Annotated in this window: 15 protein-coding genes; 3 read left to right on the top strand and 12 right to left on the bottom strand. The window is 40.5% G+C overall.

All coding sequences use genetic code 11. The features are described from left to right. Positions 1–2 precede the first annotated feature (2 nt). The 3 genes from MKY15_RS09370 to MKY15_RS09360 are packed head-to-tail and all read left to right on the top strand — an operon-like array spanning position 3 to position 1,672. Positions 3–746, top strand: coding sequence for an ABC transporter permease (locus tag MKY15_RS09370; RefSeq protein WP_338653869.1), 744 nt, complete (start codon positions 3–5; stop codon positions 744–746). A gap of 60 nt (positions 747–806) precedes the next feature. After that, on the top strand, positions 807–1,265 hold the full coding sequence (locus tag MKY15_RS09365) for a LytTR family DNA-binding domain-containing protein (protein ID WP_338653870.1): 459 nt from the start codon (positions 807–809) through the stop codon (positions 1,263–1,265). Further along, positions 1,262–1,672, top strand: coding sequence for a DUF3021 domain-containing protein (locus MKY15_RS09360; RefSeq protein ID WP_067204957.1), 411 nt, complete (start codon positions 1,262–1,264; stop codon positions 1,670–1,672). Before MKY15_RS09365 ends, MKY15_RS09360 begins: the two co-directional genes overlap by 4 nt. A 132-nt stretch (positions 1,673–1,804) precedes the next feature. Here the strand turns inward: MKY15_RS09360 and MKY15_RS09355 are convergent, their stop codons facing one another. The 12 genes from MKY15_RS09355 to MKY15_RS09300 all read right to left on the bottom strand — a co-directional run bounded on the left by MKY15_RS09355 (position 1,805) and on the right by MKY15_RS09300 (position 14,367). Further along, the gene (locus MKY15_RS09355) at positions 1,805–2,425 is read right to left on the bottom strand and encodes a LysE/ArgO family amino acid transporter (RefSeq protein ID WP_067204954.1); all 621 of its coding nucleotides are present in this window, start codon (positions 2,423–2,425) and stop codon (positions 1,805–1,807) included. Positions 2,426–2,544: 119 nt separating this feature from the next. Beyond that, positions 2,545–3,747, bottom strand: coding sequence for a class I SAM-dependent rRNA methyltransferase (locus MKY15_RS09350; protein WP_338653877.1), 1,203 nt, complete (start codon positions 3,745–3,747; stop codon positions 2,545–2,547). A 74-nt stretch (positions 3,748–3,821) separates the two neighbouring features. Further along, positions 3,822–4,265 carry a hypothetical protein gene (locus MKY15_RS09345; RefSeq protein WP_340766448.1) on the bottom strand — a complete coding sequence of 148 codons (444 nt, stop codon included), beginning with the start codon at positions 4,263–4,265 and terminating at the stop codon, positions 3,822–3,824. Positions 4,266–4,268: 3 nt separating this feature from the next. Beyond that, a complete protein-coding gene (locus MKY15_RS09340; protein ID WP_340741298.1) occupies positions 4,269–4,466 on the bottom strand; it encodes a helix-turn-helix transcriptional regulator in 198 nt (65 codons plus the stop codon). A 146-nt stretch (positions 4,467–4,612) separates the two neighbouring features. Next, entirely contained in the window at positions 4,613–6,682 is a 2,070-nt protein-coding gene (locus MKY15_RS09335) for a DUF2339 domain-containing protein (protein ID WP_342539523.1), read from the bottom strand. Between the two features lie 108 nt (positions 6,683–6,790). Then, the gene (locus MKY15_RS09330; RefSeq protein ID WP_255428558.1) at positions 6,791–7,387 is read right to left on the bottom strand and encodes a hypothetical protein; all 597 of its coding nucleotides are present in this window, start codon (positions 7,385–7,387) and stop codon (positions 6,791–6,793) included. Positions 7,388–7,932: 545 nt separating this feature from the next. Then, entirely contained in the window at positions 7,933–8,661 is a 729-nt protein-coding gene (locus tag MKY15_RS09325) for a MerR family transcriptional regulator (RefSeq protein WP_342539521.1), read from the bottom strand. A gap of 75 nt (positions 8,662–8,736) precedes the next feature. Next, complete coding sequence (locus MKY15_RS09320) at positions 8,737–9,543, bottom strand: hypothetical protein (RefSeq protein WP_342539519.1); 807 nt, start codon at positions 9,541–9,543, stop codon at positions 8,737–8,739. 147 nt (positions 9,544–9,690) lie between these two features. Next, positions 9,691–10,110, bottom strand: coding sequence for a GyrI-like domain-containing protein (locus MKY15_RS09315; RefSeq protein ID WP_338653882.1), 420 nt, complete (start codon positions 10,108–10,110; stop codon positions 9,691–9,693). Positions 10,111–10,211: 101 nt separating this feature from the next. Next, the gene (locus tag MKY15_RS09310) at positions 10,212–11,642 is read right to left on the bottom strand and encodes a carbon starvation protein A (RefSeq protein WP_187046485.1); all 1,431 of its coding nucleotides are present in this window, start codon (positions 11,640–11,642) and stop codon (positions 10,212–10,214) included. A 257-nt stretch (positions 11,643–11,899) separates the two neighbouring features. Then, positions 11,900–12,631: a LytTR family DNA-binding domain-containing protein gene (locus MKY15_RS09305; protein WP_342539517.1), complete on the bottom strand. Its 732-nt coding sequence runs from the start codon at positions 12,629–12,631 to the stop codon at positions 11,900–11,902. Then, complete coding sequence (locus tag MKY15_RS09300; RefSeq protein WP_342539731.1) at positions 12,628–14,367, bottom strand: sensor histidine kinase; 1,740 nt, start codon at positions 14,365–14,367, stop codon at positions 12,628–12,630. Before MKY15_RS09300 ends, MKY15_RS09305 begins: the two co-directional genes overlap by 4 nt. Between the last annotated feature and the right edge of the window lie 5 nt (positions 14,368–14,372).

Raw genomic sequence — 14,372 nt, 5'->3', positions numbered from 1 at the left:
ATATGTTAGCGACTCAGTTAAAATACGACTTACTCATGTTTTCAAGAGAGTTATTTTACTTAGTTTTCACGATTGTGGTACCGCCTGTTACGTACATTTTCATGGGGCAATTGTTCGGAGACCAAACCTACGCGGGTAACTTAAGTTATGCACAAACATATACACCCTCGTATATTTTACTTATCACGTTCACCACTGTATTTTTCGCTTTCGGGTTCGACCAGGTGACGCATCGTACGACGGGTGTCGAAAAACGAATTAGACTTTCTCCCGTTTCTAAAAATATGCTTCTGCTATCCAGTATTATCCGCTCCATTATCATTACAAGTTTTGGCTACCTGTTTGTTTATGCGATTGGTATGCTCTTGTATGATTTGCAGTTTCATGTACTGAATTTCATCTTGGCCTATGGATTTTTCATCGCACTCAATGCTGCTCTGCTCGTTATCGCATCTGCCATCTACTCTTTTTTCAACGAGATGAAAAGTGCATTAGTGTTCTCCATCGTTATTTTCCAAGTCGTTATCTTTACAGGTGGCTTTGCATTTCCAATTAATATGATGCCGAAATTTATACAAGTTATCGCCGAATTTAATCCGCTCTATCATATGAATAATTTGTTCATTGGTGTTTGGAATGAACAGCTTACTTTTGACAATAGTACGCTTATATCCGTCGTCTATATTTCTTGTTTAGTGATTGTCGCATTGTTCGTTCTCCATATTTCTACTAAAAGACGTATTTGACAGACTACCAGGCAATGGTAAATTTAATGTATATACTATTGCCGATAGGGGTGCATCGCAATGAAAGTATCATTAAACATTGATCGCGATTATGAAGAAACCAAGGTGACGATTGAATGCCCGACATTGGATGATTCCGTACAAGAAATTCTAGATTTTATCAAAGGGCAGGACACAGAATTCCTCGTCGGAAAAGACGGCGATATGCAACATATTTTAAAACCGGCAGAAATTCACTTTTTCCATACAGAAAAAGATAGCGTTATCGCCGTGACTTCTGCTGGCTCATTTAAACTAAAAGAAAAGTTATACGAACTTGAAAAAATTCTTCCGGCGAGTAAATTCATTAGGCTCTCTAAATCTGTCATTGCAAATCTACATGAATTAAGCCGCTTCGAAGCGTCGTTTAATGGAACACTTTGTGTGTATTTTAAATCAGGTACGAAAGAATACGTCTCTCGAACATACGTCAATGCCATTAAAGAATCCTTGAAAATGAATAGGAGGAAAGGCGAATGAAAACCTTTTTATATAGAAGCTTCATCGGTATTCTGTTCGGTGCATTTATTGCAGTCATATTGACGAATTCTGTTGTGCTATTCAGCGGTAAAGATATGCTAGACGGACAATTATTCTTAAAGAACTCACTCGGTTCCATCTTCTGTGGTTGGTTTTTCACAGTCACACCGCTCTTTTTTGAAAATACGTCTTTGCGTTTGTCCCAACAGACCGCATTACATTTCGTTACGGTAGTTATCCTTTACTTCATCCTAGCGTTCGGAATCGGTTGGGTTCCATTTACAGTGAAAAGCTTTTTACTCGTATTCGGAATGTTTGTTGTCTGCTATTCCATATTTTGGACTTCCTTCTATCTGTATTTCAGAGGGCAGGCGAAGAAGTTGAATGCGGAACTCCAGGAGCTTTGATATATTACTATTCATTCCTATTCTTTGTGTTATGACCAGCATGGAAGTAGTTATGCTCGATACGATGCACGTTATGACCGGCATAGGTTAAATTACAGAAAAACCGTGCCAGTTTGTTACTCGGCACGGCTCTTACATCATATTCTTGATAAGTCTGATTGCCATATACACAGCAACTCCCCAAACGACTAAAGCGGATACTTTATTCAGCAGCGCCATTAGTTTCCCACTCGAATCCAACTTTCCGAAATAGCGTCCGCCCGTTGCAAGCCCGATAAACCAAAGCCATGAAACGATGATTGTCGTCAGCGTAAATGCAATTCTTACGTCCCCCTCGTAATTGAGTGAGCTTGACCCGATAACTCCAATCGTATCGAGGATTGCATGAGGGTTCAATAAAGAAACCGATGCTGCAAAGATGATTTGCTTTTTTGTAGAAAATCTCTCTCCATCCACCTTCGTCGACATCGCATCACTTTTCCATAAGACAAAACCGATATAGAGTAAAAAGAGAATACCGATACTGAAGATAATGTTTTCCAACCAGGCAAACGTTAGGACAAGAAGTGATACGCCCGACACCGCCGCAACAATCAAGATTGTGTCACAAATACCCGCGGTCACGACTACAGGTAGGGCTCTCATGAATGTCGGTTGCAATGCCCCCTGATTAAAAACAAACACATTTTGGACACCTAATGGCACAATAAGTCCAAATGCAAGGATAATTCCATGTAAAATTGCCTCAGTCACATGCCCACCCCTATTCAATCTCAATCCTAATCAATTCTCGATTGAAAGGCTTAGTCCTCTTTTATGAATAAAAAAAAGCCGCACCAGAAGAATCCTAGCACGGCTTTTGTATTCCACATTTATTTCGTCTTCTGCACAATAACAACTTTTAAATAGTTGAATTCAGGGTAATCACGGTTTGTCCGGAAGTCTTTCGGCAATGTTGATTCCTCAAGAATTTTATACCTAGATCCTGCTTCTTCGAAGGCCTGCTCGATGAACGTTTTGAATTTCTTCATTCCGAAACTCGCATTATTTGTCGATGCAACAATGATGCCGTTTTTCTCAGTAATCGCAATCGCATCCATAAGAAGTGCCGGATAATCCTGCGCTGTACTGAACGTATACTTTTTAGTACGAGCGAAACTAGGCGGGTCAAGAATGATTAGATCGAATTTCAAATCATTCCGTTTTGCATAGCGGAAGTAGTCGAAGACATCCATCACTTTGATATCCTGCTGTTCGTAATCTATGGCATTCACACTGAACTGCTCGATTGTTTTCGCATTGCTACGCTTCGCCAAGTCAACGTTTGTCGTCTTAACTGCGCCGCCGAGTAGTGCTGCAACGGAAAATGCGCCCGTATACGAGAATGTGTTCAACACATTTCTTCCCTCGGAATACTTATCGCGAACCGCTTTACGCATATCACGCTGATCAAGGAAAATCCCAGTCATTGCGCCGTCATTTAAATTGACTGCGAAATTCATGCCATTCTCTTTGACGATAATTGGGAAATCACCTTGCTCCCCTTTAACGAAATCATCCTGTTCGATGTATCCGCCTTTTGTGTCAAAGCGTTTCTTCTCATAAATACCTTTGTAATCAATGATTTTATCAAAGACGCTGTAGACATGATGCTTCAGCGAATAAATTCCTTCGCTATACCAACTCACCATAAAATAGCCGTCGAAATAATCAATTGTCAGTCCGCCGATGCCATCGCCTTCACCATTGAACACGCGGAACGCTGTCGTGTAGGCATCCGCAAATAAAGCTTCACGTCTCGCAAATGCTGCGGCGATTCTTGATTCGAAGAAGTCAAAATCGATTACTTCTTCCTCTTTTCTCGACAGTACCCAGCCGAGACCTTTATTTTGCAAGCCGTAATAGCCTTTCGCAACGAAGCGACGATCTTTATCCACTAATCGTACAATCGTTCCTTCCGCTTCCGTTGCAAGCACGCTAGAATTAATAATCGCATCTTTTAAAATTAACGGATAGCCTTTTTTGAAATCTTTAATATTTCTTGCATTTACTTGTAAATCGATTGTTTTTGTCATTTCGTCATCCTTACTTGATCGTTTTCTTTATTATCGCACGTTTTATCATTAATTGCGAAACCGGCAAGTTTTATTCAAGATTCCGTCCGCATCATCCGAAAATCTATAGCTCTTCGAATAATCATCGTAATTGTGGTCACTGTAAAGAAAGTCGTTGAAAATAATATGCCCGAGCTATTAGACAGTTTGCCGTTTTCTGTAAAGATAAACACATCACTCCAAATCGATTGTCCAATGACAAACCAACCAAATAATACAACAAGCCCAAACATCGGAATATAGACATTTGGATTTTTCTCCTTTTTACTCGTATACGCACCTTTCCAAATTGCCATCACCGTCAAGTACATCATCGGAATATAAATGAGTACCAATACTTCCATCAGAGGATCCGCCCAACTATAATTCATTTTTATAATGCCATTCACAACAATGAGCGCTATTGTCAAAATGAATGCTTGATAACCAATACGATGTCTCTTCGCAATTTGAAATTCATCAAAGCGATCATTTTGCATCTTTCATCCCTCCCAAAATAATTCATCTAATGTTTTATCCAACACTTTACATACGGCAATGCATAATTTCAGGGAAGGATTGTATTCACCATTTTCAATGGCATTCATCGTCTGCCTCGTAATTCCGATTGCCTCTGCAACATCCTTTTGTGACATATCCTTAGCCGCCCGCGCAGCCTTAACTCGTAAATTCTTTGTCATGGTAAACCTCCCGTTAACAGAATTATACTGAAAATCGAATCATGAAGTCAAAAATACCCGACATAAGGTAACTTATATCTTCCTCTACTTATATGAAAAAGCAGCGGAACTAATCATTCCGCTGCTTTTTCATATTGCTTCTTTTTTTAGTCTGCCTTCAATAACGTCCGTGAATATACCAGTCCGACAACACCAACGATGGTGAACAATATTGCCCGAACAAGAATGGATATGCTTGATAAGTCGACGATGAAGAGCTTCAGCACACAAATGATAATGAGCACAGCTCCGATTATTTTGACATACTTCCAATTCATTTTCCCACCGATACTGATGGACACAAACGCAAAAGCAAACAGTAAGAACGTATGCGCAAACAACACATATTCCAAATCCCATTCATAAGCTGTCGTGAAGGCAAAGTACCATTTATTTAGGACGATGAAATAGATAATTTGCAGTACAATCGCCAGTTGCGGCGTCTCCCACTTCAGCTCTTTGCTCGAAAGATAGAAACGGTCTTTTACAATCGCCCACACTACAGCCGTAAAAGCGGCCACAAAAGCTAATTGCACAAAGAAATTAAATAAAAACTCGCCGTGTTTATAATATGAACCCAAGCCCGTCAGCAGCACTATCATACCTGCTATCAGAAACAGAATAACTGCCCCATGCGTCAAGTACAGTCCTTTACTCCACTTGTGGAAGAAATACATAGCACTAAGTACCACCAATAATACAAACGCATGAACATGATTAGCTGTGTCAAACGATACATAAGTATTCGCAAGCCCTAGCTTTGTTAATTTAAAAATATAGACAAGAACAAGTAGTTGACCAACAATCAAACTTTTGTCAATTGACTTCGTTTTCCCCAATAAACGAGAAGGCGTAAATCGGTAAAGCGTGTAAAATATCCAACTGAATGAACCAATAAAGACAAGCCACACCGCATTCTCCATGGACCAAAATACATTTATTTGCATTGTAGTCAGGACTGCTGGAACCGTAAATAAGTAAATTACTGAACCGGTCACAATTGTCCTAAGTGTGTTGAAACGCAAACCTACCCAAATTCCAATTGCCCCATTCACTAGAAGCAATATTAGAACAACCCGAGTATCATCCATGTCGAAGGATAGGATGAATACAGTGACTGCAAATACGGCTACAGCAGACAAAATACCTCGTAGCGCGCTTTCTTTCTTCCAAAAAGAATATACCGCAAGCAGACTATACAACAGCGCCAACAAGCCGTAAACAGTCACTTCCTGCATATGGTCAAGTAGTTTTATCCAGCCGATTGTTAAGACAAAATTCGAGTAGAGAAGTGCTTCTGAAAATACATCCCTTGAAATTCGACCTTTTAAGTAAAACAATAAAATCACACCATGCTGAATTAACACCGTCGCAACAAGTATCGATTCTTCCGCAAACGCACTCTCGAGAAGTGCATAAACGAACAACGTTAAATGGAATAGTGAGAACATGACGTAGAACGTATACTTATACTTTTGACTGAGTGACACATAAAACAGTGATAAAAATAACAACAGGATGTACGCACAGAATTGAATGGAAGTTGCTCCTTCTCCTTCTAATAAAAAAGGAAGTAAAAATCCTGCAATCCCAGAAAATATCGTCAACGTTTCCGATTTTGTTTTTCTCGATAACAACAACCCTGCGATAATATAAGCCACGCCTATCACAAATGCAATCGTGAAATTCAGATAGCCATATAAAAGATGTGCCGCGAATGTCGTCAAAATTCCGAGTCCGATAAAACCGCCAAGTAATGTTAGACCAAACCCTTTTTTTCCACCATTGTAGTAATGCATCCCAAGAAAATAGAGCAAAATTGTTCCTGTGTAGCCCATTCCAACTCGTACTGGATTGGTGATAAATCCATTATCCATTCCAACTTTCAATCCCCATAAAACTCCAAGTAGTAGAATAAACATAAATATTCGCGGAAGCCAGTTGCTTAACGCTTTCTCAAGATCGAATTCTTTCCTTATTTTCTGCTGAATCGGAACTTCTTCTCGAACTGGTTGCTCAGGCAAACGTGCCATTATCGAGGCTAAATGAACTTTTTCCACTTTCTCCGGAACAGGGCTTGGAGGGGTTTTCATTTCAGCCAATTGCCGCTTCAACGTGCTTACTTCCCCTTCTAGATCAGACACCCGTTGCAAAATAACCTTCAGTTCTTCATCCAACTTCATCCCTCATTTCCTACTTACTAGTTTCAAAGAACTTAAACCGGGTATAAAAAAGAGAGTCCCCTCGATAAACCGAAGTACTCTCACGATAAATAGGTTACTTATTTAGGCCAGTAATCGAAATGCTAAACTCTTCCACACACTCATACGGATAGGCTGTCGTTCTTGTTGGCCCCTCGTCTGATCCAAATACGTCTGTAAATCACCTTCAAAAACAGGCTCCAAACAGGGCAATTGTGAAAAATGATGTGGCTGCACTAAACTTGGTGAAATATTAAACATTTGTAAGCCGCCTTCATTTACGACCATCGCCACAAATTGTGAACAGAAAAATGCATGCTTGCGTTGAATTCCCTTATTCAGAGCCACGCCAAATAAACCAATGAAATTATATTTATAAAGTTCTTTATTCTGTTCAATTAAGCGGATTTTATCAAGCATGCGTGTGTATTCTTCAATTGTCACTTCACAACTATAAACCTCACATGTTGCTTGCCGGAATATGCCCTCTGTAGCACTTTCTTTCACAAACCCACCTACGAAAGGATTATGCCGCTGCTTTCGACCGAAACTGTACATCTCGTTCAGCTGTTCATCAAACGCGATTGACGTATGATTTAAATCCTTCCGCGTATACATCCCAATCGCTTTTGACAGCAACGTCCCCGTATCCGTAAGCACGATATATATTGTTTTTTTCATGACTATCAACCCCTTGCGATCTCTTACTGTTACATCCATTATGTACGTTCCGATAGGTTAACTAAACCGGCTGTGGATGGAAACTGTCTAAGACCCGGGACCTAGATAGTAACGGGTATTTAAGACAGTTGATAAAGTTAATCTTCAATCAGAGGGGGGTTATCATCCCCCTCTGATTGTTAGTTTAACCATTCGGGCTTTTACGGGCAGTTGATCCCCCACTTATTCTTCTCGTGTCCTTGATGACTTGAAGTGGGGATCTTACTGCCCGTTAATGCGGGATAAACTAAATTTCTTTATACTTACTATACGTTTCATAAGGGGCTGGGGTTTCATTTTCCCGAGAAGGTTCGGATACCGAATCAAAAAAAACAGAGCGAACGAATTTGTTCGCTCTGCGAATTAGTACAGCCATAATAGACACCCATTTGTTCGGGTGCCCCCATTTTAAAGTCCTTGTTCTACTATACGTCTCTCGTGAGCCATTATACATGACTTTAACACAGACCTACAGAGATGCAAAGTTATATCCTAGACTCTCTGTCTTATTTTCCCTTTTCGACATAAACCGCCATCGCATCCCTCATAAACAGTGCAAGGCCATCTCCAAACTGGTCGATATTCTTCGTAAATCTTTCATCCGCAACATACATTTCACCAAGTCCTTTAAAGGCCTCAAGCGAGTACGTTCCAAAATTAGTATTCAGCATATTGAACCAATCGCCGATTGCTTCTTGCGCTTCGTCCGAAGACGGTGAAGTATTGCGGAGCTCCGCAAGATTAAAGTATATGCGATTCATTTCCTCTTGAATTTCCGGTCCGAACTGTGCAACCTTCTTTTTAGATGCATCTACCGCTTTATCGCCCCAACGCGCTTTCGCCTCTTGTTCATATGGGTCCTTGCTGAAATCGAACCCTTTAAATTTCTCTTCGTTTGTCATTACTAATTCCCCTTTTCCATGTTGAATTGTCTTCTCAATCGTTTTGATCATACTATCAAGCTGCTTGCGCTTTTCATGGAGCATTTTACGCTGCATTTCAAAAGCTTCCTGCCGACTAAATGCAGGACTCGTAAGCAGTTCTTTGATTTTTTTCAAAGAGAAGCCAAGTTCACGAAAGAACAGAATTTGCTGCAACGTCGCCAAATTATCGTCCGAATAAAGCCGGTACCCTGCTTCTGTCGTACAATCCGGCGTTAACAAACCGATGTCATCATAATGATGGAGTGTGCGCACACTAACACCGGTCAACTGCGATACTTCTTTCACTTTCATCGCTACCCGCCTCCCTTCAAAACTAACTATAAAGTATGACGTAACGTGAGAGTCAACACCTAAAAGAGATTTAATTCATCCTTTGAGCCATAGGAAAAACACCATTGTATACGCCAGCTTTTCATCGGATGAAATATGTGCCCCGAACTGGATATGCTCATGATGGGCAGTACTTTGAAAGATCGGTCTCATTGCATACGGAAAAATACCAAAACGGTATCTGGCCGTCATACGCCCCTCATCATCTTTCACGTCGAGATCGCCCGCTATTGACTTCGCTTCAAGTTCTCGCCAGACCGAACCATCTGCATGATACAAAACGCCTTGATTTTTGAGTTTTGCTTTCCAATGTTGCTGCACGTAAGCGGCCATGACTGTACCATCCGGTTCCTTTAATGTAAGTTCGTCACGCTTTATATTACTTCGGATTGTGATTGTCGCTAGCAGTTGTCCGTTTGTATCTAAGATGTCGTAGTGCACCGGAATGATAACCCCCTTCTCAAATAGCTCGAAAAATGTTAGCCATCTCGATAACCGCCCTTTGGATGGTTCAATGACAAACAGTGGATTGCCCTCTGAATCGACGTTATACATTTTGAACAAAAAAGAAGGAATTCGTTTGAGAATCAATTCATCTAAATTCTCCAAGTTCAATGTGCTCACTGATATGTCGATTGTTTCATTGACTAATTTCTCATGTACGCTTTTGAATCGAAATCCCGTCCCGATCGAACATAACGCAAATATGCCGTTTATAACTAGCACATCTCCATTTTCCATGAAACTTGTATAACCAATGAAATAATATAAAATGCAAAAAATCGCCAACCCTATCCCGATAACAAAACCGGAAATCCATGTCTTTCTATAGATTTCTATCAATCTTCTTCCTCACCATCCCTTACATTTATGTTGATGGATTAGACTACCAATTGTCAACTACTATCCAAATGTTCTAACAATAAAAAAGAGATCCACGGACTGAACCGTAATCTCTTCATTGCACACAATTCGTTACCTTTTTTTCTATCACTCAATCGGTAGCCAAACCTCAATGTCATACCCGTTCGAACCTTCAGGATGAACATATCGTTCAAAACTAAAACAATTTCGCAGTTGAATACCATCCGTTTTCATAAGTGCATTAAACGCGGTTGGTATCGCGTGGACTCCACCTTCTACCTTTGCAACGACGAACTTGCCAGCTGGGACCACAGCTTCTTCTGTATTCTGCAATCCTTTGGCAAGATTCGATTTGACGCCGGCGATGTAGTGAATTTCCCCATCTTTCATCGCTAAGCAAAGTCCAAATGATTCTTCTGCAACGATTCCGTTCTCGGCAAGTTCCATATTCAGCACATCCCATTTACCCGGAATTTCTGACAGCGGTCCTTTCAATCCATACCCTTTAACATTGAACTCCTCAACTTCAATGACGCGTGTTTCCATGTGAATCTCCTCCTTTATTCAACTATACAATGATAATTCAATCAGAGGAATTTTTGCTGTCCATAAAAAAGATGAACTCAATTGAGTCCATCTTTTTATCCTTATTCAATAATTACATCTGTCTCTATCTTATTTGCTTTATTTTTCTTAGCTTTCACAAAGAACATCACCGCCAAAATAGCAGTTAACACAATCCCAACTATAAACGATAATTTTAAATCTAAATTAAATCCGATCTTTTGATTTAAGATATAAACGAATACCATATAGGTGATAAACAACGCGGGTACTAACGACACAAAGTAGTTCTTCCCTTTAATAAATAGATACATGGTCGCTATCCATAATGCGATAGCGGCAGTCGCTTGGTTTGCCCAAGAGAAGTATCTCCATAACAGGTTGAAGTCAATTTGTGTTAATAAAGCAGATACAACAAACAAAGGAACAGCAATCATTAAACGTTTCACTAATTTTTTCTGATCAATCTTCAAGTAATCAGCAATAATAGATCGTGCGGCACGGAACGCTGTATCCCCTGACGTAATGGGTAGTACAACAGCACCTAATACAGCAATCGTTCCACCAACAGCTCCTAATAATGTCATGGATACTTCATTGACAACAGAGGAAGGCGTACCTGTTTTGATGAATTCGCTTAATGTTTGCCCATCCAACATACTCATCGCTGCAGCTGCCCAGATCATCGCAATAACAGCTTCAGTAATCATCATGCCATAAAATACATAACGTCCCTGTGATTCTTTTTGCACTGTTCGAGAAATAATTGGTGATTGTGTCGCATGAAATCCAGATAAAGCACCACAAGTAATAGTGAAGAAAAGAATTGGGAAAATCGGTACATTATCTGGATGCAAATTGGCTAATGTCAATTCCGGAATCGTATAATCCGAGAATAGCAAAGCGCCTCCGACCCCAACTGTTCCGATCAACAGAACAGCACCAAAATACGGGTATAGTCTACCAATTATTTTATCAATCGGAAGAATTGTAGATAGGAAATAATAAATAAAAATGACAGTTATCAAAATCCATATAGCTACTTTGCCATTTAATAATAAACTTAATAACGATGCTGGAGTCGTGACAAATACAGTCCCAACTAATAGAAGGAGTAACAAAGCGAAAACGTTTACAATATGTTTAGAAACGTTACCCAAGAATTTCCCTGCCAATTCCGGAATATGTGCCCCTTTATTCCGAATTGAAATCATGCCCGTTAAATAGTCATGCACTGCCCCAGCAAAAATCGCTCCAAAAACAATCCACAAGAACGCAACTGGTCCAAATAAAGCACCCATAATAGGTCCAAAAATCGGGCCTGTTCCTGCTATATTCAGGAGTTGGATTAACGCATTTTTATGTTTATTCATCGGCACATAGTCAATGCCATCTGCATTTGCATAAGCAGGTGTCTTTCGAGCATCAGCAGGATCAAAAATCTTTTCAATGAATTTTCCGTACGTAAAATATCCGACAACTAACAGTACAATTGCGCTAAAAAATGTAATCATTTATACACCCCTATTCACTTTTGTTAAATCTACCGTGCCACACTGCCTACTCTTCATTCCCCTTTTCAGAATGTAATCCCATATATTCAGTCTATGGCAATTTTTCTGAAATAGAAGCTTTTCGGCGTAACATGCTAGTTTGGCAGAATAACAGGCAAACAAGGAGGCTCAACAGGTATATAATGAATTAACAAGTTAAACCACTTCAGACTTTCACGCGGTGATTATAGCTAACAAGAATTAGAATCAGTTGAAAATCATAATTCCAACCTTTCCCGCAAATTCTTCACATAATTTCTACTGACGGAAAGTTTCTCATCCAGACCTTCCAGTTCAAGCCGATAAGCACCGTTAAACCAGGGCGTCAATCGGCTGACATATATCAAATTAACGAGGTAGCCTTTATGAATCCTAAAAAATGAAAACGGTACCAATCGACTTTCAAGTTCTTTTAATGTTGTCCGTATTTCATAGTTATCCGTTCGAGTAATGATTTTGGTCACTTTTTCATCCCGATACATATACAAAATATCTTGTGGAAGAATATAATCAATCTCGCCACCTGCTTCTACTGCCAATTTTCCAAGTTTTTCTGCGGTATCAGGTGGTAGAGATGGATACACTATTTTTTCAATCCGATGAATCGTTTGCTTCAACTGCTCTTCATCATACGGTTTTAATAAATAATCAATGGCATTAATTCGAAACGCTTCCGCTGCAAATTGGGGATAAGCGGTTGCAAAAATGATAAGCGGGACTTTTTTTAATTCTACCAGTACTTTAGCTACCTCAACCCCATTCATTTTGGGCATCTCCACATCCAAAAAAACGACGTCTGGCATTAACTGCACTGTTTTTAATATGGCAGCCTCTCCACTTTCTGCCTCCCCCACCACTTGCACATCGGGAAATTTGCTGAGTAAATATGTTAATTCTTCACGGGCATATCGTTCATCATCTACGACTAAGGTACGGATTGTTCGTATCACACGCCTACCTCCAATTTGGGAATACGAAACGAAATTGTTGTCCCCTCATTTCGTTCACTCTTGATTGATAATGCGGCTTGGTCACCAAACGTCATCATTAAGCGGCGATTGACATTGAATAGCCCCACTCCAGTTCCAGTTTCAGACTCAATCTGGGCCGAGCCCAAAATCGCAATCCGTTCAGGAGTGATTCCTTTCCCATTGTCTTCCACTCTGATTTCGATTTCTGTACCTACATTATGCACGGTCATTTTGATGATACTGTTTTTCTCCATATCATTAATGCCATGGTGAATCGCATTCTCAACAATTGGCTGCAATGTGAAAGGGGGAATCTTTTCATCCAATAGATTGTCATCGACATCATACAAAATCGTCAGTCTATCTACAAATCTTGCTTCTATAACTTCCAAATATGATTTTACATGCGATAGTTCTTGTTCTAGGGATATTTGAGTTGCCGTTGTACCTGTCACGTTTTGCCGTAAAAAGTAAGACAAAGACGTCAGTAACTTTCGCGCCTGATCGGGATCCGTGCGAATCAAGGACATAATCATATTTAGAGAATTAAATAAAAAGTGAGGACTAATCTGAGCCTGCAATGCCTTGATTTCCGCTTCTTTTGCCAACTGATACGCACGATCTGTTTCCGCGATTTCTAATTGGTTACTTAATAGTGAACTCAGTCCAGCAATCAGTTCGATGCTGACATCCGTAATCACTTTTTCAGTTGGATAATACAGTTTTAGTGTCCCAATCGTTTCTCCACGCCTTATGAGGGGCGCAATTACTGCTGCTCCTAATCGACAGCCCGGATAATCACAGTGGATGGTACCATCATTGACAACAACCAACTCGCCATGATGAATGACATCTCTTGTTTCATCCGTACGAATCGGGCTGCCTATCTTGTGATGATCACTCGCTATTCCAACATGGGCAAGGATATCCGTTTTATTAGTCATGGCGACCGCACTGGGTTGTAATTCGCGGAATAAAATCGTGCAGACAGCTTGCGCCGTGTCAGTGTTCATGCCAGTTCTCAAGTAGCCGAGTGTCTGGTTCGCAATGCGCAGCGTTTTCTGCGCCTGCATTGCCGTCACTTTCTCCTGTTCACTGATGACATTATGGACGATCAACAGAAAAAGGGCCGTACCGACACCATTGGCCAGAATCATCGGCACGCCGATTACCTCAACCAAAGTGAATGCTTTCTCAAACGGTTTGGAAATCAACAGAATCATGCTCATCTGCATGGCTTCCGCAAGTGCACCAATGCCAAAAACAGTAAGCGGTTTAAGTGCTTTCCCCTTCCGATAAAAAGCACCAGCCACCACGCCTGCAACGATTGTTGACAGACCGCAAGAGATTGCAGTAAACCCACCCAAGGTCATGCGATGAATACCGGCAATCAGTCCAGCCCCAATCCCCACACGATAGCCACCTAACAAACCCGCAACAACAACGCCAATAACACGCGAGTTCGCAATTGCCTCATCCGAAGTCAATACCGTTGCAACACTATTAAAATGCAGTGTATTCATATTAAGCGCAACCCCAAAATACGTACCCACAATACCGAAAAAACCAAAAAACAAAATCGCCGTAAGCTCCTGCTTGCGATTCAATTTGTCATGATGAACCAAATCTTTAAAAAACTGAAAACGAGTTAAAATGAAGGCAACTGCTACAATCATACCCACTCTTTCCAACATTATGACAAGCAAGTCTAACAGCGAAA

It is taken from the genome of Sporosarcina sp. FSL K6-1540 (genome assembly GCF_038620285.1).
Taxonomy (GTDB): domain Bacteria; phylum Bacillota; class Bacilli; order Bacillales_A; family Planococcaceae; genus Sporosarcina; species Sporosarcina psychrophila.
The sequence above is the reverse complement of the archived record's forward strand: the minus strand, read 5'-3'. Positions and strand labels throughout refer to the sequence as shown.

Excerpts from the sequence above, each read along its gene's own strand:
- MKY15_RS09370 (WP_338653869.1), top strand. The coding sequence starts at position 3 with ATGTTAGCGACTCAGTTAAAATACGACTTACTCATGTTTTCAAGAGAG.
- MKY15_RS09365 (WP_338653870.1), top strand. The coding sequence starts at position 807 with ATGAAAGTATCATTAAACATTGATCGCGATTATGAAGAAACCAAGGTG.
- MKY15_RS09360 (WP_067204957.1), top strand. The coding sequence starts at position 1,262 with ATGAAAACCTTTTTATATAGAAGCTTCATCGGTATTCTGTTCGGTGCA.
- MKY15_RS09350 (WP_338653877.1), bottom strand. The coding sequence starts at position 3,747 with ATGACAAAAACAATCGATTTACAAGTAAATGCAAGAAATATTAAAGAT.
- MKY15_RS09345 (WP_340766448.1), bottom strand. The coding sequence starts at position 4,265 with ATGCAAAATGATCGCTTTGATGAATTTCAAATTGCGAAGAGACATCGT.
- MKY15_RS09340 (WP_340741298.1), bottom strand. The coding sequence starts at position 4,466 with ATGACAAAGAATTTACGAGTTAAGGCTGCGCGGGCGGCTAAGGATATG.
- MKY15_RS09330 (WP_255428558.1), bottom strand. The coding sequence starts at position 7,387 with ATGAAAAAAACAATATATATCGTGCTTACGGATACGGGGACGTTGCTG.
- MKY15_RS09325 (WP_342539521.1), bottom strand. The coding sequence starts at position 8,661 with ATGAAAGTGAAAGAAGTATCGCAGTTGACCGGTGTTAGTGTGCGCACA.
- MKY15_RS09315 (WP_338653882.1), bottom strand. The coding sequence starts at position 10,110 with ATGGAAACACGCGTCATTGAAGTTGAGGAGTTCAATGTTAAAGGGTAT.
- MKY15_RS09310 (WP_187046485.1), bottom strand. The coding sequence starts at position 11,642 with ATGATTACATTTTTTAGCGCAATTGTACTGTTAGTTGTCGGATATTTT.